We start from the raw sequence: 19,302 nt of genomic DNA on the forward strand, positions 1-19,302 counted from the left end.
GATTGTGCAATGCTGGCAGCGAGCCTGGGAGCACGTCACGCCGTTCTTCGTGTTTCCACCCGAGATTCGACGGGTTGTGTACACGACCAACGCCATTGAGAGTCTGAACATGCAGCTACGCAAGATCATCAAGACCCGGGGCCACTTCCCCACCGACGAGGCTGCCATCAAACTACTCTGGCTGGCGCTGCGCAATGTGCTGGCCAAGTCGGTACGGGCAACCTTCGACTGGAAATCCGCGATGAACCAGTTTGCCATCCTGTTTGGCGAGCGCTTTACGCTCGCCCGAGGTTAGGATCTGTTAAACCGCCTTGCACACAAAAATGCGGATAGGTTCCCGCACAGGGGCAACCCAGGCAGACCGACACGAAAACAAGAAAACGCGAAAGCCCCGGCAAGCCCCCCAACCAACGTCAAAGCTCAATCCGCTTGATATCACCAACAACAAAGATATAAGAAGCCGCACCGACCAACGCGATCACGCCAATAAACACGAGCGCCCAGACAAACGACCCCGTCGCACCGACAATCAGCCCCACAACCAGCGGAGTGATAATGCCCGCAAGATTAGCCGCAAGGTTGAAGATGCCACCGGTAAGACCGAGCATGCCAGCCGGCGCGATATCCGAAACAAGCGTCCATCCAAGCGCGGCCATACCCTGCGCAAAGAACGCCACAGAAAGAATCGCAATCACCGCAACATTACTCTCCACGAAGTTCGCGAGAATGATGGTCGAAGCGAGCAACAGCCCGGCGATGATCGGCAGCTTGCGCGCCACATTGGCCGAAATCCCGCGACGCAGCATCCAGTCAGAGAACGTGCCGCCAAACATCACGCCAATCGAAGCGGCAATAAACGGCATGATCGCGAAGAAGCCGATCTTGAGCCAGCCCATGTGGCGCTCGGTGGCGAGGTAGGTCGGGAACCACGTGAGGAAGAACACGAGCGTGGAGTTGCCTGCGAACTGTCCGAGGCAGATGCCTGCAAGCTGACGGCGACGCACGAGCTGCCCGGCCATGCGCCAGTCGAAGCCCTGCTTTTTCCCCTCAGGCTGCGCGTCGGCCTTGCGCTCGTGGCGCGCGAGCCCCCCGCCTGCCTCGATGTAATCGAGCTCGGCGCGATTGGCCGCCGGATGCTCATGCGGCTCGCGATAGAGGAACCACCACACCGCGCCGAACGCAATGCCCACGGCGCCCACCACATAGAACAGCGAGCGCCAGCCATACGCGCCCATCAGCGCGAACAGGAAGGGGCTGAAGAACGCGAGACCGATGTACTCTCCCACCGTATACGTGCCCGTGGCGAACGCGCGCTCGCTTTGCGGGAACCAGGTGGCGACCACGCGGCTGTTGGTCGGAAAGCACGGCGACTCCGCCGCGCCCAGACCCAGGCGGCACGCGAACAGCGCGCCCACGCCGCCGATAAAGCCCTGCGCCAGCGTGCACATCGACCAGAGCGTCATCGAGATCCAGTACGTGAACTTGCTGCCGAAGCGGTCAAGGAACACGCCGCCCGGAATCTGCGCGACGACATAGCTCCACGAAAACGCCGAGAACACGAGCCCCATGAGCGCCGCGTTGATCCCAAGTTCCTTGGTGAGTTGCGGCGCGGCAATGCCGAGCACGGTGCGATCGAGGTAATTGATCATCGTGCCGACGGCCAGCAGGCCCAGGATGCGATAGCGCGCCCGCGAGCGGCGCATCGCGCCCTCGGCGGGCGTCGCGGCGGAAAGGGTCGGCGCGTCGCCGCGCCCCGTGGATACCGGTGGTGCCATGTCTCTCTCCAGGTCGTTTGTTATTCGCAGGCGTTCGCCGCCAGCATGGATTGCAGATGCGCATACATGCGTTCCGCGTCGGGCTCGACGCCCGTGAAAAGCCGGAACGCATCCACTGCCTGGTACACCGCCATGCCGCCACCGCTCAGCGTGCGGCAGCCGCGCGCCTCGGCCGCTTCGAGCAGCGCCGTGCGAATCGGGAAGTAGACGATGTCCGCCACCCACAAGCGCTCGTGCAGGTACTCCGCAGGCAAGGGCATGCCCGGCAGCTTCGCCATGCCGGTAGGCGTGGCGTGGATCAGACCCGTGGCCTGCTGGAGCACTTCGCGCAGATCGCCGCCCGCGTTCACGCACGCCGCCGGGAAGCGCGCCTGCAATTCGGCGGCGAGCGACGCGGCGCGCGACGCGTCCACGTCGAACAGCGTGAGCGCCTGGGCGCCCATTTGCAGCGCCGCATGCGCGACCGCCGCACCCGCGCCACCCGCGCCCAGTTGCACGACCTCCGCGAGCGAGACGTCGGGCAGGCCGCGCCGGAATGCGCTCGCGAAGCCCGACCAGTCGGTGTTGTGGCCGATGCGTTTGCCGTCGCGGAACAGCACCGTATTCACGGCGCCGAGCGCGCGGGCATCGTCGGAGAGTTCGTCGAGCAGTTCGATCACGGCCTGCTTGCAGGGATACGTGATGTTCAGGCCGTCGAAGCCCATGCGCTCGGCGGCGAGCAGCAGCTCGGGGAGTGCTGCGGGCGTGAGCTTCAGCGCTTCGAGATCGATGCGCCGGTACACATAGTGGAAGCCGAGTTCGCGGCCTTCCTGCTCCTGCATTGCGGGCGTGAGCGAGCCGCCGATGCCCGAGCCGATCAGACCGCAGAGAAACGATTGGGCGGTTGCGCGCGCGCCCAGCGCGTTCTTCGGGGCGCTCATTGCGCCACCTTCTTCGCGAGCAGCGTGGCCATGCGCTCCAGCGCGAGCACATAGCCCTGCGTGCCGCAGCCGACGATGATGGCGTCCGCGATGGGCGAAACGAAGGAATGGTGCCGGAACGCCTCGCGCTTGTGCACGTTCGAGATATGGACCTCGATCACGGGCTTGGCGATGGCCGAAAGCGCATCGGCAATCGCCACCGACGTGTGCGTATAGGCAGCCGGATTGATGACGATACCGTCCACGTGCGTACGCGCTTCGTGCAACCAGTCGATCAACTGATGCTCGGCGTTCGACTGGCGAAAATCGATCTCGATCCCAAGACGCCCCGCCGCCTCGCGGCACAGGGCGGCAACGTCATCTAACGTTTCAGCGCCGTAGATCGCGGGTTCCCGCGTTCCCAGCAGATTCAGGTTGGGTCCGTTCAGGACCAGCACCGAAGGCATTCCCATGACTCACACTCCACAACAACTTGACGACCGGCACGGCGCATACTCAAGAATCGCTGCACGCTTCACCGCATGGCCGCCAGTGTGCCGCGAAGCGCCCCACCGGTCACCTGGGGTTTGCGAGAATTTGTACTAACTAGTTAGTTTGGCGTATTCTTCGGAAACTCCAGCGGCAAGTGTGTCTGCGGTGCGCCAGTTAGTTAAGCATTCGCCCCACGCCGCCGCGCCGGACCTTTTTCAACGCCGTTGCTGTAGCCAGGCCATTTCATGCCCATGTCCAAGCCGACCCAAGTCCCCTCTCGTGCACTGCGCCGCTCGATCGCCACGGTGTCGGTCAGCGGCACGCTGGCCGAAAAGCTCGCCGCGATCCGCGCCGCGGGTTTCGACGCCGTCGAGATCTTCGAGAACGACCTGCTCTATTTCGAAGGCTCGCCCGCCGACGTGCGCCGCATGGCCGGGGATCTCGGTCTCGATATCGTGCTGTACCAGCCGTTTCGCGATTTCGAGGGCGTCGCGCCCGAGCGCCTTGCGCGCAACATCGAACGCGTCAAGCGCAAGTTCGACGTGATGCATCAACTGGGCACGGACCGTTTGCTGGTGTGCAGCAATGTCTCGCCCGAAACGATCTGCGACGACGCGCTGGCCGCCGAGCAACTGGGCGCGCTCGCAAAAGCGGCCGGGGAAGCGGGCGTGACGATCTGTTATGAAGCACTTGCATGGGGCCGCCACGTGCGCACCTATGGCCACGCGTGGCGGCTCGTCAACACCGTCAACCACGCCAGCCTCACGCTCGCGCTGGACAGTTTCCACACGCTCTCGCTCGACGACACGCCCGACGGCATTGCCGCGATTCCGGGCGAGCGCATCGGCTTCGTGCAGATCGCCGACGCACCGAGAATGCAGATGGACGTGCTCGAATGGAGCCGCCACTATCGTTGCTTCCCGGGCCAGGGCGATTTCGACCTCGCCGACTTCACGGCGCAAGTGGTGAAAAGCGGCTACACGGGTCCGCTTTCGCTCGAAATCTTCAATGACGGCTTTCGCGGCGCGCCGCCCGCCGCCACAGCCGCCGACGGCCACCGCTCGCTGCTGCTGCTCGAAGCCCTCACGCGCGAAACTCTGGCAGTGGAGCATGTCGAGGCGGACGCGCTCTACCACCCGAGCGCCGCGCCCGCCAACGCGCAGTGGCAATTCCTCGAATTCGCCGTGGACGACACGGCGCGCGCGCACGTGGCCAACTGGCTCGAAAAGCTGCATTTCCGCCGCGCGGGCCAGCATCGCTCGAAGGACGTGACGCTCTATCAGCATGGCCTCGCGGCCATCGTGCTCAACGCCGAGCCCGACTCGTTCGCCGGCGCGTTTTTCCAGCGCCACGGCCTCTCGCTGTGCGCCTCGGCGTTTCGCGTGGACGATGCGCGCCTCGCGCTCGAACGCGCGGCCGGCTTCGGCTATCTGCCGTTCTCGGGCCGCGTGGGTCCGAACGAACGCGTGGTGCCCGCCGTTCAGGGTCCGGACGGCAGTCTTAACTATTTCGTTAATGAGGAGCCGGGCCAGCCCACGCTCTTCGAAGCCGATTTCTCGCTCACCGATATCGACGGTCCCGTTGAAGTCGGTCCGATCATCGGCATCGATCACGTGAGCCTTTCGCTGCCCGCCGGCTCGTTCGATTCGTGGGTGCTGTTCCTCAAGTCGGTGTTCGGTCTGGAGGCGAGCCCCGCCGTGCTGGTCCCCGATCCGTACGGACTCGTGCGCAGCCGCGCGCTCATGAGCCGCGACCGCGGGCTGCGCGTCGTGCTCAATGCCTCCGTGGACCAACACACGGCCGCTGCGGAAACGGTGCGCGCCTATCACGGCACGGGCCTGAATCATGTGGCGTTCAATACGGGCGACATCTTCCGCGCGGTGACCGAATTCGAGGCGGCGGGCGTGCCGCTGCTGCGCGTGCCCGCAAACTACTACGACGATCTCGACGCCCGCCACGCGCTCGATCCGGCCTTCCTCGACTCGCTGCGCGCGCACAACCTGCTCTACGACCGCGACGAGCGCGGCGGCGAGTTCCTGCACGCCTACACGGAAACGCTCGACCAGCGCTTCTTCCTGGAAATCGTGGAGCGGCGCGGCGGCTACGACGGCTACGGCGCGCCCAATGCCGCCGTGCGCCTCGCGGCGCAGGCACGCCAGCGCGCGCTCGCCGCGCAGGAAGGGAGCGCATCGCAGGACTGAAACAAACGCTGTCACCCGCAGTCGCTATCCGTCACTTCTCGCCGCCGTACGCACGCCGCAGCAGCCAGTCCGCTCGCGGCGTAGCGAAAAAACGATAAATAAGCAGTCCAAATTTCAATGGAGACACACAACGATGAAAAAAGCAGGCCTCGGTCTTGGAACGTTTCTCGCGACTAGCGCCGCCCTGGTGGCCAACCCCGCGTTCGCGCAAAGCAGCGTCACGCTGTACGGCGCGGTAGACGACGCGATCACCTACGTCAACAATCAGAATGGCCACTCGAACGTCTACATGCGCCAGGGCAACCTGTATGCGTCGAAGTTCGGCCTGCAAGGCAAGGAAGATCTGGGCGGCGGCACGTTCGCGATCTTCGATCTGCAAAACGGCTTCGATCTGAACAGCGGCGCGCTCTCCTCGAGCGGGCTGATCTTCAACCGCCAGGCATATGTGGGCCTTCAGAACCAGAGCGCGGGCACGCTCACGGCGGGCCGCCAGTACACGCCGTATTACCTGTTCGTCGGCCCGCTCACGGGCAGTTCGTGGCTCACCGGCGCGACCGGCGCGCACCCCGGCGACATCGACGGGCTCGACACGACCGTGCGCATCAACAGTTCGGCCACGTACACCTCGCCGACCTGGTATGGCGTGCAGGCAAGCGCCATGTACGCGTTCGGCGGCATTGCGGGCAGCACCGGCAAGGGTCAGACGTGGAGCGCCGCGCTGCGCTATTCCACCGGCCCCGTGAGCCTCGCGGCCGCGTACCTGCGCATGGACAACGCCCAGCAGACTACCGGCTTCGACAGCGCTTCCACCGGCAGCTTCGGCACGTCCTCGCTGAACAAGGGCTACGTGTCGGCGCGCGCGGTCCAGCATATCGCGGTGGCGGGCAACTACACGCTCGGCAGCCTGCTGCTCGGCGCTTCGTATTCGAATGTCCAGTACATCGCGGGCGGCAAGTCGATCTTCCACGACACGGCCATCTTCAACACCTGGGCCGCGCTCGCGGTCTACCGCTTCACGCCCGCCTTCGACGTGGGCGGCGGCTTCGCCTACACGATGGCCTCGCAGGCCAACGGCATCACGAGCGCCGCGCAGTATCAACAGTATTCGCTCAAGGAGTCGTACCACCTCTCCAAGCGCACCACGCTCTACGCGCTCCAGGCCTACCAGCACGCGGGCGGCCAGACGCTCGGCGCGAACGGCGCGGGCAATATCGTCAACGCGAGCCCCGCCGTGGGCGACTCGCAAAACGCCACGCCTTCGTCCACGCGCTCGCAGTTCGTCGGCATGGCCGGCATCGCACTGCTGTTCTGATACGGCGGCGGGGCCGCGCGAGCCCCGCCGTTTGTGCACACCCTTTTGCACACACCCTCGACGCGGCGGCACGCCGCTGAGTACACTCGCGAAGATCGTCTCCACGAATTCCGCGAACTCACCATGCCGCCACCCGTTCCCGCCATCAGCCCGCGCCTGCGCAGCAAGCTGCGCACGCTCGCCAAAACCCAGTCGAAGGCGGTCGAGCGCACCTACGCCACGCTGCTCTCGCTCGAAGGCTATAACGCACTCACGGCGGCGGCGCGCAAGGACATATTCGATTCGATCGCGTTCTCGGCCGACCTGTGGTTCCAGTGCCTGCTCGCCGGCAAACCGCCCGCCGATCCGGTCATGGACCGGACCGCCGCGTTCGCGCGCCGCCGCGTGCATCAGAACGTGCCGCTGCGCTCGCTGCTGCGCGCGTTCCGGCTCGGCGCGCGCGAGCTCTGGCGCACCTGCACGGAACTGGCCGAAGCCGACCCGGCGCTTGCGCACGAACTGCTGTTCGAAGTTTCGCCTTATCTGCTCGATTACTTCGACGCCATGGCCGAGCACATCGCCGAGGCGTATCTGGACGAGCAGCACCAGCAGGCGCGCTGGCGCGGCTCGCTGTTGCAGCAGCTTTACGACCTCGTGTTCCACGCACCCGACGACGCCGCACGCTTTCGCGAGACGGTCGAGGCGCTCGGCCTCGACGCCACGCTGCCGCGCATCGCGCTCGCCGTCGATCTGGACTTGCGCGATCACGCGCCTTCGGTGCGCGAGGAAGCGCTCGACCGCTTCGCACTGGGCGCCGCGCGTCACTTCGAAATCAAGCCCGATGCGCTGGTGCGCGTCTGGCACCGCGAACGGCTCGTGTTCTGGCTGCCCTGCGTGCGCGGCGACTCGATGACGCGCAATGACCAGCGCACCGCCGATCATGCCGCCGCGCTCACGCGTGCGGAACCGCGCGTGCTCAGCATCGGCATCGGGCTCATGAACGAAGGCGCGCGCGGCTGGGCGGCTTCGGTGGAAGAAGCGCTCAAGGCCGTCGATTTCGCGCCGCGTGCCAAAGGCACGGACGACGAACCGGCCACGCGCGTGCACCGCTTTTCGTCGATCGCCATCGAGGAGAGCGTGCGCAGCAGCGCCAACGTGCTGCGCTATCTCGTCTCGCTGGCCGAGCAACTGGCCACGGAAGCCGACCTGCTCGCCACGCTCGAAGCGTGGTTCGCGAGCGGCCAGCGCCGGCGGCAGACCGCCGAGGCGCTGGGCGTGCACCCGAACACGCTCGACTACCGGCTGGAGCGGATCGAAACGCTGCTGGGCGCGAAGCTCGACGACGCGCACTGGATCGCGCGGCTCGATATCGCGCTGAAGCTGCGCGGGGCGACGAGCGCCGCCGGGCATGACGCGCGCAAGAAGGAGAAGAAGGTGCGCGCGGGCACGAAGAAGGCAAAAGACGCGGCGCACTGAGTGGCGCACTGAGCACCACACCGCACCCCGCGCCCGCTCGCGGCACTCAAGCCACGTCGCGCAGTTCCCGCCGCAGGATCTTGCCCACCGTCGATTTCGGCAACGCCTCCACGAAGCTCACCACGCGCGGCACCTTGTACGCCGCGAGTTGCTCGCGGCAATGTGCGATCACCTGTTCCGCGGTGAGCACGGCGTCGCGCGCGGGCACCACGAACACGCGCACGGCCTCGCCGCTGCGCTCGTCGGCCACGCCCACGCACGCGCATTCGGCCACGCCCGGCAGCGCGGTCACGACCGCCTCGATTTCATTGGGGTAAACGTTGAAGCCCGAAACGAGGATCATGTCCTTCGAGCGGTCGACGATGCGCAAGAAGCCGCCCTCGTCGAACATCCCCACGTCGCCCGTGCGGAAGTAGCCGTCCTCGGTAAAGGCTGCGCGCGTGGCCTCGGGCTGGTTCCAGTAACCCTGCATCACCTGCGGACCCTTCGCGCAGATCTCGCCCGCCTCGCCCGGCGCGGCCTCCACGCCGTCGTTCATCAGCTTGACGTGCGTGGACGGCACCGGCAGACCCGTCGTGCCCGTGAAGCGCTCGATGCTGCCCGGATTGAACGAGAGCACCGGGCTCGTCTCCGACAACCCGTAGCCTTCGCGGATAAAGCCGCCCGTAATGGCCTGCCAGCGCGCCGATACCGTGGGAATGATGGCCGCGCCGCCGCCGCCCGCGAGGCGCAGGCGCGAAAAATCGACTTCGCCGATGCGAGGATGCGCAACGAGCCCCGCATAAAGCGTATTCACGCCCATGAAACTCGTAGGGCGCGCGGCCTTGAACACGTCGATCAGGTTGTCGAGGTCGCGGGCGTTCGCGACGAGCCAGTTCTCCGAGCCGATCGAGAAGTAGGTGATGAGATTCACCGTGAGCGCGAAGATGTGATAGAGCGGCAGCGCCGTCACGACCACTTCTTCGCCGGGCGTCATGAAACCCGGCATGAAGGTCTTGAACTGCTCGACGTTGGCCACGAGGTTGCGATGCGTGAGCAGCGCGCCCTTCGAAAGGCCCGTGGTGCCACCCGTGTACTGAAGAAAGAGCGGGTCGTCGCCGCACAACGCGGGCGGCTCGAACGGCAAGGCCGCGCCTTGCGCGAGCGCTGCCGCGAACGAGCCGGGCTGCGGGGCGCTCGCGCCATCTTCGCCACCCGCGTTCCCCAGGCCATCGGCTGCCCCGACACTCAGCACGGTCTTCACGGCCGTGTTCGCCTTGATCGCTTCGAAAGTGGGCAATGCGGCGTCGCACACCACGAGCGCCTGAGCGCCCGAATCGACCAGTTGATGCTGTAGCTCGCGCGGCGTATAGAGCGGATTGACGTTCACCTGCACCGCCCCCGCCCGCACGATGCCGATCAGCGCAATGGGAAACGCCAGCAGATTTGGCAACATCACCGCCACGCGATCGCCCTTCTTCACGCCCGCATGCTGGAGATACGCCGCGAAGTCGCGCGAAAGCCGGTCGACGTCGGCATAGCTAAGCACGGTGTCGCCCGCGCGCAAGGCGGGACGCTGGGCGTAGCGGCGCATCGCCTCGTCGAACAGATGGGCGAGCGACGGATGCACGTCGGGGTCGATGTCAGCGGGAATATCGCCGTAGCTGGCGAGCCAGGGGGCTTTCGGCACGTTCGTCTCCATGAATTCAATGCGCGGCTTGTCGGCCTCGCGCCGCGCTTCATGCCATCGTACGGCTTCGATCGTCGCCGGAGAACTGGGAAAGCGGCTAAGGTGATTGTGAAAAGTCACAAAGACCGTGGGTGCGCCAGGACGTGCGACGTCACGTCCATATCTGATTCCGATCAATTGTGCGACACTGCGTCGTCTCGTTGGAATCGCCTTTGCGGCATTGCGACGCGGCATCGCGCCGCGCACGTTTGCTAACCCGCAAGCGCCGCGCCGAGGCGCTTCCCAAAGCGGATACATCAGAGCCACGCTTTCATGCCGGACATACCCTTGTCCCCCTACCGCGCGACGGACGCACGCCGCCGCGGCATTGGCATCGCCCTCTTTCTCGCCATCATCGCGGCGGGGGCGATCTACGTAATCGATCATCTCGTCGTCGACCTGCGCGCCGTGCGCGAAAGCTCCGCGCTGCCCTTCGTCCTGCTCGGGCTCGCGCTGCTCATCGCGCTCGGCTTCGAGTTCGTGAACGGCTTTCACGACACAGCCAACGCGGTCGCCACGGTCATCTACACGAACTCACTCGATCCGCATCTGGCCGTGGCCTGGTCGGGCGCGTGGAACTTCATCGGCGTGCTCGTTTCCAGCGGCGCGGTGGCGTTCGGCATCCTGCAACTGCTGCCCGTCGAGCTGATCCTCCAGGTCGGCAGCAGCGCGGGCTTCGCCATGGTGTTCGCACTCCTGATCGCCGCCATACTCTGGAATCTCGGCACCTGGTATTTCGGGCTGCCTTCATCCAGCTCGCATACGCTGGTGGGCTCGATCATCGGCGTGGGCATCATGAACCAGTTGATCAGCGGGCCTTCGGGCACGAGCGGCGTGGACTGGGATCAGGCGCTCGGCGTGGGCAAGGCGCTGCTGTTCTCGCCCGTGGTCGGCTTCGTCATGGCCGGGCTGCTGCTGCTCTCGCTCAAGCTGCTCGTGCGCGTGCCCGCGCTCTACGCCGAACCCGAACCGAACCGCGCGCCGCCGTTCTGGATCCGCGCCCTCCTCATCCTCACCTGCACGGGCGTGTCCTTCGCGCACGGTTCGAACGACGGGCAAAAAGGCATGGGCCTCATCATGCTGATCCTGATCGGCGTCGTGCCCACCGCCTACGCGCTCAACAAGGCCGTCACGCCAGAGGAAACCACGGCATTCGTGGTCGTGGCGCGCGAAGCGTCCGCCACGCTCGGCCGCTACGCAAACGGCGCGCCGCCGGAAAACGCGCGCGCCGAGGTCGAGGCGTTCGTGCGCACGCGCCAGCTCACGCCCGCCACGCTGCCCGCGCTGCGCCAGCTCACCGACACCATCGGCGACCAGGTGGCGCTTTCGGGTTCGATGGCCACCGTGCCCGACACGATCGTGGATAACGTGCGCAACAACATGTATGTCGCAAGCGAAGCGATCCGCCTCATGCAGAAAGCAAAGGCGCCCGAGATGTCACCCGAGGACGCCAGGGTGCTCGACACGTTCCGCAAACAGATGGACCACGCAACCAAGTTCATTCCCACCTGGGTGAAGGTGGCCGTGGCCGTCGCGCTTGGCCTTGGGACCATGGTGGGCTGGAAGCGCATCGTCGTGACCGTGGGCGAGAAGATCGGCAAGCAGCATCTCACCTACGGTCAAGGCGCCTCGGCCGAGGCCGTGGCCATGGTCACGATCGGCATGGCCGACGCCTACGGCCTGCCCGTATCCACCACGCACGTGCTCGCCTCGGGCGTGGCCGGCACGATGGCCGCGAACGGCTCGGGCCTGCAATGGGGCACCGTACGCAATCTCGTGCTCGCGTGGGTGCTCACACTGCCGGCGTCGATCGCGCTCGCGGCAGGGCTTTACTGGGTCTTCCGGCAGATTTTCTGAACACGCCATGCGCGTGCGGCTTTAGCGGTGGCCGAATGCGGGCTTGCGCTTTTCGATGAACGCGCTCATGCCCTCATGCGCGTCTTCGCTCGCAAAGCGCGCATGCAACTGGCGGCGCTCGAAGCCGATCCCCTCGCTCAACGCGCCTTCGTAGGCGCGATTCACGCACTCCTTGATCGCCATGAGCGCGGGCAGCGAATAGCCCGCGATCGTCGCCGCGAGCGCCAACGCTGCGCCGCGCAATGCGTCGAGCGGCACGACACGCGAAACGAGGCCATAACGGTCGGCCTCCCCGGCATCGAGCACACGCGCGCTCAGGCACATGTCCATGGCCTTCGCCTTGCCGATGGCGCGCGGCAGGCGCTGCGTGCCGCCCGCGCCCGGCAGCATGGCGAGGCGCACCTCGGGCAGCGCGAAGCGCGCGTTGTCGGCTGCGATGACGATGTCGCACGCGAGCGCCAGCTCGCAGCCGCCGCCCATGGCATGCCCGGCCACGGCGGCGATCACCGGCTTGCGCACGCGCCGGATGGTCTCCCAGTTGCGCGTGATGAAGTCGCTGCGGTAGACGTCCATATACGACCAGTGCGCCATCTCGGCAATGTCCGCCCCCGCCGCGAACGCGCGCTCGTCGCCCGTGATGACGATGGCGCCGATCGCGTCGTCGGCGTCGAGGCGCAGTAGCGCCTCGCCAAGCGCGTCCATCAAGGCGTCGTTCAGCGCGTTCAACTGCTGCGGCCGGTTCAGCGTGAGCACGCCCACGCGCCCCGTCACTTCGACCCGAACCACCGGTTCACTCATCTTCGCTCCTTGTTTAGCACTGCCGTTCATCGATCTCGCGCAGCATGTCGCGCAAGCGGAACTTCTGCACCTTCCCTGCGGGCGTGGACGGCATGGCGTCGAGCACCAGCAGGCGCTCGGGCAAATACTGCACGGCGATACGGTGCGACTTGAGGAAATCGACGAGCGCAGGCAGATCGACCGCCTCGCCCGCTTTCGGCACCACCACGGCGCAGGCGCGCTCGCCGAGACGCTCGTCCGCGTACGCGACCACGGCCACTTGCGCGATGGCCGGGTGCCGATAAAGCAGCGACTCGATCTCGACCACGGGGATGTTCTCGCCGCCGCGAATGATCACGTCCTTGCTGCGTCCGCTGATGCGGATATAGCCGCGTTCGTCGATGTGCGCGAGGTCGCCCGTGTCGAACCAGCCTTCGTCGTCGGTGGCATTGAGGTGTGCGCGCTTGAGGTAGCCGCCGAACGCGGAGCACGCGCGTACGAAAAGCCGCCCCGCCACGTTCGGCGGCAGCGCACCGTCGTTCTCGTCCACCACCTTGACTTCCACGCCCGGCAACGGCGCACCGTCGGTCGTAAAGGCGCGCTCGTCATCGTCATCGAGGCCCGTGAGCGTCACCGCGCCGAGTTCCGTCATGCCCCAGGCCGAGACGATTTTCGCGCCCAACGCCCCGCGTGCGCGTTCGGCCAGGGCGCCCGGTATCGGCGCGCCCGCGCACAGAAACGTGCGCAGAGACGGCACCTGGGTTCCCGTTTTGAGCGCCGCGTTCGCCAGATCGCCGAGGAACGCCGTGGAGGCCATCGTGAACGTCGCGCGCTCCCGAGCGATCAGGGCGAGCGCCGCCTCCGGCTGCCACACGTCTTGCAGCACGGCGCTCGCACGCAGCGCGATCGGCATCATCAGGCCGTACATGAAGCCCGTTTGATGCGCCATGGGCGAAGCCATCAGCACGACGTCGTCGCCGCCAAGCCGCATGGCCCGTGCATAAGGCAGGATGTTCGAAAACAGCGTGTTCGCCGTGTGCATCACACCCTTGGGCTCGCCCGTCGTACCCGAGGTGTAAAGCAGTTGCGTCACTTCGTCGGGGCCGGGGCGGTGACGCGTGAGGATCGCTTCGGCGTCGCTCGACGTTTCCCACCGCGGGCCGCTCAGCAGCGCCTCGAAGCTGTGGGGTGCGGCTCCGTTCTCATCGGTTGCGCCCACCACGACAAGATGCCTCAACGACGGGATCTCGGGCTGGAGCGCTCGCAGCATGGCCTCGTAGTCGAAGCCGCGATAGCGCTTCGGCACGATCATCACCTTGCTGCCACAGTGATTGAGCATGAATCTCAACTCGCGCTCGCGAAAGATCGGCATGAGCGGATTGAGCACCGCGCCAATGCGCGAGCACGCCAGATAAAGCAGTGTGAACTGCCACGCATTGGGCAACTGCATCGACACCACGTCGCCCTGTGTGACGCCCAGGCGCGCGAGTCCCACGGCGATGCGGTCCGCCATTTGCGCCATTTGGGCATAGGTGAAGCGCGTGGTCTGCCCGTCCTCGATCTGCACCGCCGTGAGCGCGATCTTGCCGGGGCATTCGGCCACGCAAGCGTCCAGCTCGTCGTTGATGGTGCGCTCCGGCCACCCGCGCCGCGTGTCCTCCCGCGCGCGGCGCGGCCCGATCAGTACCGCGTCGAACTCCATGTGCTGCCTCCGGTGGCGTGGATGGAAACCTCGCAGGCGGCGCGCGTCATGCGGGCACCGCGTCGCGGCCCGCGCTCGCGCGCGCGATGATGGTCTTCATGATCTGCGCGGTGCCGTCGCCGATCTGGAAGCCCAGCACGTCGCGCAGGCGCTGCTCCAGCGGCCCGCGGTCGTAGCCGCCGTGTCCGAACGAGAGCAGGCACTGGTGCACCACGTCGTAAGCGAGCTTGGGCCCCCACCACTTGCACATGGCCGCCTCGGCCGTATGCGGCAGGCCGCGGTCCTTGAGCCACAGCGTTTGCAGGCACAGCAGGCGCGCCGCTTCCACCTGGGTCGCGTACTCGGCGAGCGGGTGCGAGACGCCCTGGAACGCCGAAAGCGGTTTGCCGAACGCCTCGCGCTGCGCGACGTACGCCCAGGTTTCTTCGAGGCTCACGTTCGCCACCGCAAGCACCTGAAGGCCGATCAGCGCACGCGAGAAGTCGAAGCCCTGCATGACCTGGACGAAGCCCTTGCCCTCGTCGCCCAGCAGATGGTCCGCGGGCACGCGCACGTTCTCGAAGAAGATCGAGCCACGCCCAATGGCGCGCTGGCCGTGGCAGTCGAAGCGGTTGCGCGTGATGCCGGGCAGATCCATCGGCACGAGCAACGCCGAAACGCCGCGCGCGCCGTCCTCCACGCTGCCGGTGCGTGCGAACACCACGGCGGCGTCGGCCTGATCGGCGGCCGAAATCGAGGTCTTTTCGCCGTTGAGCACGTAATGGTCGCCCACACGCTCCATCTTCAGGCGCAGGTTCGCGGCGTCCGAGCCGCCGCGCGGTTCCGTGAGCGCAATGGCGAGCAGCGCGCGGCCCTGGGTCAGACGTTCGAGCCACGGCCGCGCGATTTCAGGCGCGGCGTGCTGCGCGAGAATCTGCCCGTTGAGCGAGGCGAGCAGATTGATGTACGAGAGGCTCAGGTCGGCGCGTGCGATCTCTTCGTGAATCACGCCCGCGGCGAGGCAGCCCATCCCCTGGCCGCCGTACTGCTCCGGCAATTCCGGCGCGATGAAGCCCATCTCGCCCATTTCCCGCATGAGGCCGCGATCGAGCACGCGCGTCGCGTCGCGTTCGATGAAGCCGGGCGCGACGCGGCCCTGCGCGAAGCGCCGCGCGTGCTCGCCGAGCGCGGCGAGGTCTTCGTCGATATAGGGATTCATGATGTCTCCTTGAATGAGCGCTTGACTAATTCGTCATCCTGATCGTTATGAAGACGCGTTTATTTGGCGTACTTGCGGAACTCGGGTTTGCGCTTTTCCTGGAAGGCCTTGACGCCTTCCTTGGACTCCTCGGTGTCGTAGTAGAGCTTGAGCGCGTACATGCCCATACCCGCGATGCCCGCCTGGTGCGCGGTGTCCATGTTGAACGAGCGCTTGGCGATGGCAATGGCCGTGGGGCTCTTTTCCATGATCTCGTCGCACCACTTCTGCACCTCGGCGTCGAGCTGGTCGTGCGGCACGACGGCGTTCACGAGGCCCATGGCCAGTGCCTCGGCGGCCGGATAACGGCGGCACAGATACCAGATCTCGCGCGCCTTCTTCTCGCCCACCACGCGCGCGAGAAACGCCGTGCCGTAGCCCGGATCGACCGACCCCACCTTCGGTCCCGCCTGCGCAAAAACGGCTTTCTCCGAAGCGATGGTGAAATCGCAGATCGTGCACAGCACATTGCCGCCGCCCACCGCATAACCCTGCACGCGCGCGATCACGGGCTTGGGCACATCGCGAATCGCCGTGTGCAGTTCTTCCATCGGCAGGCCGATCGTGCCGCGCCCGTCGTACTGGCCCGAGTGCGTGGACTGGTCGCCGCCCGTGCAGAACGCCTTCTCGCCCGCGCCCGCCAGCACGATCACGCCGATCTCGCGGTCGTAGCCCGCCTTGTTGATGGCGTGAATCAGCTCGTCGCAGGTGCGGCCGCGAAACGCGTTCATTTTCTCGGGCCGGTTGATGGTGATCCATGCCGCGCCGTTGCGCACTTCGTACAGAATGTCTTCGTAGTTCATGATCGATGCCTTTACTGTTTCGTCGTCACTATGCGTAGGGAGCGCGGGCGCGTCAGCCCGCCATGGTCAGGCCGCCCGACACGCTCAGGACCTGCCCCGTGATATAGCCCGCGTCGTCGCTTGCGAAGAACACGATGGCGCCCGGCAAGTCGTCGGGCTGGCCGATGCGGCCGAGCGGAATGGAACGCTGGAACGCTTCGAGCAGCTTTTCCGGATTGCCCGCGCCTTCCTTGTACTCGGCAAAGAGCGCGGTGTCGGTCGGGCCCGGACACACCACGTTCACCGTGATGCCGTGGCGCGCATGCTCGCGCGCGATGGTCTTGGAAAACGCCACGAGGCCGCCCTTGCACGCAGCATAGACCGCTTCGCCCGAGGAGCCCACGCGCGCCGCATCGGAAGCGATGTTGATGATGCGGCCGCGCTTGCGCTCGACCATGCGGGGCAGCATCGCGTGATGCATGTGCAGCGCGCCCGTGAGATTGATGTCGATGAGCTTCGCCCACTGCGCCGGCTCCGTCTTCGTGAACGGGCGGAACACATCCCAGCCCGCGTTGTTCACGAGCACTTCCACGGGGCCGAGTTCGGCTTCGGCTTGCGCAAGCGCCGTATCCACTTCGGCGCGGTTCGTGATGTCGCAGCGCAACGCGAGCGCCCGGCCGCCTTTTTCGTGGATATCGTCGGCCACTTTCAGCGCGGCTTCGAGCGAGAGATCGAACACCGCCACGCGCGCGCCCTCGGCCGCGAAGCGGCGGCAGGTCGCCCCGCCGATGCCGCCGCCGCCGCCCGTCACCACGACCGTCTTGCCTTCGAGTTTTCGCACTGTGATCCTCCATGGGTTTGCGGGGTACCATTGACGCCTTCGACGCTCACACCCTCTCGGCCTCGCCTCAAATTACGTCAACATATTGACGTATACTAGGTAACACCCAGAGCGATGACAAGCGCGGAAGCACCAGGAGAAACCCTTGCCTAAAACACCAAAAATACAGGAATCAAGCCGCTACGAGCTCGCCAACCGGTTGTTCTTCCGGCTCTATCAATGCGCAAACATGTTGCATAAAACGGGCACGCGCGCCGTGGAAGCCGAAGGCTTGACCACGCAGCAATGGGCCGTGCTGGGCGCGCTTTCGCGCGAAGAGGCGCAGCCGGGGATGAGCGTGGGCGATCTCGCGCGCTATCTGATGGTGAGCCGCCAGAATCTCTCGGGCCTCATCAGCCGCATGGAACGCGACGGCCATGTGTGCACGCAGGCGGACGAGCGCGACCGCCGCTCGCGGCTCGTGTGCATGACCGCGGCCGGCCAGAAACTATGGCTGCGGCAGGCCACGCCGAAAATCGCCGCGTACTATGAAGACGTGCTCGCCAATTTCTCGCAGGACGACATGACGCACACGCTCCACTATCTGCTCAAGCTGCTGGACAACATGAAGCGAGTGGACGAAGGCGATCAGGCGACGGAAGATGACGCTTGATCGCGCATCGCCAATGTTCTTCTACACACGCACGGGAGAGAAAACCGCATGAAAATGGATGCATTTCGCTTCGGCACGACCGACTGGTCCACTGTCGAGCCGACCGGACACAAGGGCGAAACGGGCATGGCCACCTGGCGCACGTGCTTTTTCGGCGACGAGGCCAACCCGATCCGCGTGCGCATGGTCGAATACTCGCCCGGCTATCTGGCGGACCACTGGTGCAAGAAAGGGCACGTCCTGCTTTGCCTCGAAGGCGAGCTGGAAACCACGCTCGACGACGGGCGCAAGTTCGTGCTCACGCCGGGCATGAGCTACCAGGTCGGCGACAACGCCGAGGCGCACCAGTCGTACACCCGCACTGGCGCGAAGCTTTTCGTCGTCGATTGAAGGCGGCCGCGCGGGCCGCCGCGCTAGCGGGGCGCGCCGAGGTCGGCGTCCAGGCGCTTGCGCAGGTCGCGCACCACGCGCGCGGCGGGCACGAGCCACCAGCTGGGCGCGGCCACGGAGAAGTCATAGGCGAGCGCCGTCTGCGCGGCGCCGGTCGTGCGCGCCTGGCAGCGAAACGTCACCGTGTAACGGCGCACGGCGGCGTGCGAGCCTGGCGCGAACCGCAGCGTGGCGCGCACGGCGAATTGCGCGTCGTCGGGCGCGGCCTCGTAGCCTTCGATGCTCCATTCGGCGCCGTAATGCGGCTCGTGGCGCAACGCGGCGCTCACGCGGTTGCGCGCTTCGGCGGCGGGCAAGGCCACCGCGTGCTCACGCCCCGCGCGCGCCGCGCGATATAGCGTGCGCTGCGCCCAGCCCCAGCCGAACACGAGCACCACGCCACCCGCCACGAGCACCCACTGCACGACGTTCGCGAGCCAGCGCCCGGCCTCGAAGCGCGCGATGGGCGCGAGCAGCAGGCCGACGGCCAGGTGCGCAACCACGAAGATCACGAGGCACGCGAACACGCTCGCGGAAATCGTGAGGAGCCAGCCGCGCGAAGGGTCGTCGAATTTCGCAAAGAGGAAGTCGCGCACGCCGCCCTGGCGCGCAGGCGCGTCGACGGCTTGCTGCGCGGCTTCGCGCTGCGGCCCGTTCGGGTTGTCATGCGCGTCGTCGCGAAGCTCGGCAAGTTCGCCGCGCAACGCGTCGCGCTCCCTCTGCATGTGCCGGATCTCGTCGAGCGTATGGGTGCGCTCGGCGCGCAGCGCGTCCAGCTCGCTGCGCACGCGCTCGCGCTGCGCCAGCAGCGACTGCATCTGCGCGTGCAACTGCTCGGCCTGCGCGACGCTCAGCGCCGCGCGGCTCACCGGCGGCGCATGGTGCACCGACCAGTAGGCCTCCAGCAACTCGCGCGCCTCCTTCACGCGCTTGAACTGGTCGTCGGCCCAGCGCATGGAAGCGGCCGTGGGGTGCCGCCATTTGTCGGGATGCAGGATCTGCGCGAGGTGGCGATAGTGGTGCTTGATTTCCGCCTCGCTTGCGCCCGGCTCGAGATCGAGCCGGTAATAGAGGCGGTCGTAATCCACGGGGCGGTAATCGTGGCCTGGCATGACCTGGGTGTCTTCGTCGGTGGATGGCGGCTTGGCGGGGTTGCAGCGCCTGCTTCACTCAAGGTAGCGCA

The 19,302-nt window shown here is 66.3% G+C and carries 17 protein-coding genes; 7 read left to right on the forward strand and 10 right to left on the reverse strand.

What is annotated here, in order from left to right; all coding sequences use genetic code 11:
* On the forward strand, nucleotides 1-295 hold a 295-nt coding region (locus C7401_RS14720), incomplete at its 5' end, for a transposase (RefSeq protein ID WP_146757927.1).
* 118 nt (nucleotides 296-413) lie between these two features.
* Here C7401_RS14720 and C7401_RS14725 read toward each other — a convergent pair.
* The 3 genes from C7401_RS14725 to aroQ form a co-directional block, all read right to left on the reverse strand.
* Nucleotides 414-1,703, reverse strand: coding sequence for an MFS transporter (locus C7401_RS14725; RefSeq protein ID WP_224045371.1), 1,290 nt, complete (start codon nucleotides 1,701-1,703; stop codon nucleotides 414-416).
* 92 nt (nucleotides 1,704-1,795) lie between these two features.
* Nucleotides 1,796-2,695 carry a shikimate dehydrogenase gene (locus tag C7401_RS14730; RefSeq protein ID WP_112172133.1) on the reverse strand — a complete coding sequence of 300 codons (900 nt, stop codon included), beginning with the start codon at nucleotides 2,693-2,695 and terminating at the stop codon, nucleotides 1,796-1,798.
* Complete coding sequence (gene aroQ / locus C7401_RS14735; RefSeq protein ID WP_112172134.1) at nucleotides 2,692-3,147, reverse strand: type II 3-dehydroquinate dehydratase; 456 nt, start codon at nucleotides 3,145-3,147, stop codon at nucleotides 2,692-2,694. The genes C7401_RS14730 and aroQ overlap by 4 nt, the downstream gene beginning before the upstream one ends.
* A 303-nt stretch (nucleotides 3,148-3,450) precedes the next feature.
* Here aroQ and C7401_RS14740 point away from each other — a divergent pair, with 303 nt between their 5' ends.
* From C7401_RS14740 to C7401_RS14750, 3 genes are all read left to right on the forward strand, one after another.
* Nucleotides 3,451-5,367, forward strand: a complete 1,917-nt coding sequence (locus C7401_RS14740) for a bifunctional sugar phosphate isomerase/epimerase/4-hydroxyphenylpyruvate dioxygenase family protein (protein WP_112172392.1) — start codon at nucleotides 3,451-3,453, stop codon at nucleotides 5,365-5,367.
* Between the two features lie 133 nt (nucleotides 5,368-5,500).
* A complete protein-coding gene (locus C7401_RS14745; RefSeq protein ID WP_112172135.1) occupies nucleotides 5,501-6,679 on the forward strand; it encodes a porin in 1,179 nt (392 codons plus the stop codon).
* Nucleotides 6,680-6,802: 123 nt separating this feature from the next.
* Nucleotides 6,803-8,134 (forward strand): PucR family transcriptional regulator, encoded by a 1,332-nt coding sequence (locus C7401_RS14750; RefSeq protein ID WP_112172136.1) that lies wholly within the window; start codon nucleotides 6,803-6,805, stop codon nucleotides 8,132-8,134.
* Nucleotides 8,135-8,180: 46 nt separating this feature from the next.
* Here the strand turns inward: C7401_RS14750 and C7401_RS14755 are convergent, their stop codons facing one another.
* On the reverse strand, nucleotides 8,181-9,803 hold the full coding sequence (locus C7401_RS14755; protein WP_112172393.1) for an AMP-binding protein: 1,623 nt from the start codon (nucleotides 9,801-9,803) through the stop codon (nucleotides 8,181-8,183).
* A 312-nt stretch (nucleotides 9,804-10,115) separates the two neighbouring features.
* Between C7401_RS14755 and C7401_RS14760 the strand changes: the two genes are divergently transcribed.
* A complete protein-coding gene (locus C7401_RS14760) occupies nucleotides 10,116-11,699 on the forward strand; it encodes an inorganic phosphate transporter (RefSeq protein WP_112172137.1) in 1,584 nt (527 codons plus the stop codon).
* 21 nt (nucleotides 11,700-11,720) lie between these two features.
* Here C7401_RS14760 and C7401_RS14765 read toward each other — a convergent pair whose 3' ends face one another.
* The 5 genes from C7401_RS14765 to badH are packed head-to-tail and all read right to left on the reverse strand — an operon-like array spanning nucleotide 11,721 to nucleotide 17,038.
* A complete protein-coding gene (locus tag C7401_RS14765; protein ID WP_112172138.1) occupies nucleotides 11,721-12,497 on the reverse strand; it encodes an enoyl-CoA hydratase in 777 nt (258 codons plus the stop codon).
* 13 nt (nucleotides 12,498-12,510) lie between these two features.
* Complete coding sequence (gene aliA, locus C7401_RS14770; protein ID WP_112172139.1) at nucleotides 12,511-14,178, reverse strand: cyclohexanecarboxylate-CoA ligase; 1,668 nt, start codon at nucleotides 14,176-14,178, stop codon at nucleotides 12,511-12,513.
* A 46-nt stretch (nucleotides 14,179-14,224) separates the two neighbouring features.
* Nucleotides 14,225-15,376, reverse strand: coding sequence for a cyclohexanecarboxyl-CoA dehydrogenase (aliB, locus tag C7401_RS14775; protein ID WP_112172140.1), 1,152 nt, complete (start codon nucleotides 15,374-15,376; stop codon nucleotides 14,225-14,227).
* 59 nt (nucleotides 15,377-15,435) lie between these two features.
* Nucleotides 15,436-16,218: a 2-ketocyclohexanecarboxyl-CoA hydrolase gene (badI, locus tag C7401_RS14780; RefSeq protein ID WP_112172141.1), complete on the reverse strand. Its 783-nt coding sequence runs from the start codon at nucleotides 16,216-16,218 to the stop codon at nucleotides 15,436-15,438.
* Nucleotides 16,219-16,270: 52 nt separating this feature from the next.
* The gene (badH, locus tag C7401_RS14785; protein WP_112172142.1) at nucleotides 16,271-17,038 is read right to left on the reverse strand and encodes a 2-hydroxycyclohexanecarboxyl-CoA dehydrogenase; all 768 of its coding nucleotides are present in this window, start codon (nucleotides 17,036-17,038) and stop codon (nucleotides 16,271-16,273) included.
* A 229-nt stretch (nucleotides 17,039-17,267) separates the two neighbouring features.
* Here badH and C7401_RS14790 point away from each other — a divergent pair, with 229 nt between their 5' ends.
* Both C7401_RS14790 and C7401_RS14795 read left to right on the forward strand, forming a co-directional pair.
* Complete coding sequence (locus C7401_RS14790; protein ID WP_112172394.1) at nucleotides 17,268-17,690, forward strand: MarR family winged helix-turn-helix transcriptional regulator; 423 nt, start codon at nucleotides 17,268-17,270, stop codon at nucleotides 17,688-17,690.
* Nucleotides 17,691-17,738: 48 nt separating this feature from the next.
* Nucleotides 17,739-18,080: a DHCW motif cupin fold protein gene (locus C7401_RS14795; protein WP_112172143.1), complete on the forward strand. Its 342-nt coding sequence runs from the start codon at nucleotides 17,739-17,741 to the stop codon at nucleotides 18,078-18,080.
* Between the two features lie 23 nt (nucleotides 18,081-18,103).
* Here C7401_RS14795 and C7401_RS14800 read toward each other — a convergent pair whose 3' ends face one another.
* Nucleotides 18,104-19,231, reverse strand: coding sequence for a J domain-containing protein (locus tag C7401_RS14800; protein WP_112172144.1), 1,128 nt, complete (start codon nucleotides 19,229-19,231; stop codon nucleotides 18,104-18,106).
* Between the last annotated feature and the right edge of the window lie 71 nt (nucleotides 19,232-19,302).

The sequence above is a fragment of the Paraburkholderia unamae genome (assembly GCF_003268775.1).
Lineage (GTDB): Bacteria > Pseudomonadota > Gammaproteobacteria > Burkholderiales > Burkholderiaceae > Paraburkholderia > Paraburkholderia unamae.

Coding starts and splice junctions, on each gene's coding strand:
- C7401_RS14725 (WP_224045371.1), bottom strand. CDS start 1,703: ATGCGCCGCTCGCGGGCGCGCTATCGCATCCTGGGCCTGCTGGCCGTC.
- C7401_RS14730 (WP_112172133.1), bottom strand. CDS start 2,695: ATGAGCGCCCCGAAGAACGCGCTGGGCGCGCGCGCAACCGCCCAATCG.
- aroQ (WP_112172134.1), bottom strand. CDS start 3,147: ATGGGAATGCCTTCGGTGCTGGTCCTGAACGGACCCAACCTGAATCTG.
- C7401_RS14745 (WP_112172135.1), top strand. CDS start 5,501: ATGAAAAAAGCAGGCCTCGGTCTTGGAACGTTTCTCGCGACTAGCGCC.
- C7401_RS14750 (WP_112172136.1), top strand. CDS start 6,803: ATGCCGCCACCCGTTCCCGCCATCAGCCCGCGCCTGCGCAGCAAGCTG.
- C7401_RS14760 (WP_112172137.1), top strand. CDS start 10,116: ATGCCGGACATACCCTTGTCCCCCTACCGCGCGACGGACGCACGCCGC.
- C7401_RS14765 (WP_112172138.1), bottom strand. CDS start 12,497: ATGAGTGAACCGGTGGTTCGGGTCGAAGTGACGGGGCGCGTGGGCGTG.
- aliA (WP_112172139.1), bottom strand. CDS start 14,178: ATGGAGTTCGACGCGGTACTGATCGGGCCGCGCCGCGCGCGGGAGGAC.
- aliB (WP_112172140.1), bottom strand. CDS start 15,376: ATGAATCCCTATATCGACGAAGACCTCGCCGCGCTCGGCGAGCACGCG.
- badI (WP_112172141.1), bottom strand. CDS start 16,218: ATGAACTACGAAGACATTCTGTACGAAGTGCGCAACGGCGCGGCATGG.
- C7401_RS14790 (WP_112172394.1), top strand. CDS start 17,268: ATGTTGCATAAAACGGGCACGCGCGCCGTGGAAGCCGAAGGCTTGACC.
- C7401_RS14795 (WP_112172143.1), top strand. CDS start 17,739: ATGAAAATGGATGCATTTCGCTTCGGCACGACCGACTGGTCCACTGTC.
- C7401_RS14800 (WP_112172144.1), bottom strand. CDS start 19,231: ATGCCAGGCCACGATTACCGCCCCGTGGATTACGACCGCCTCTATTAC.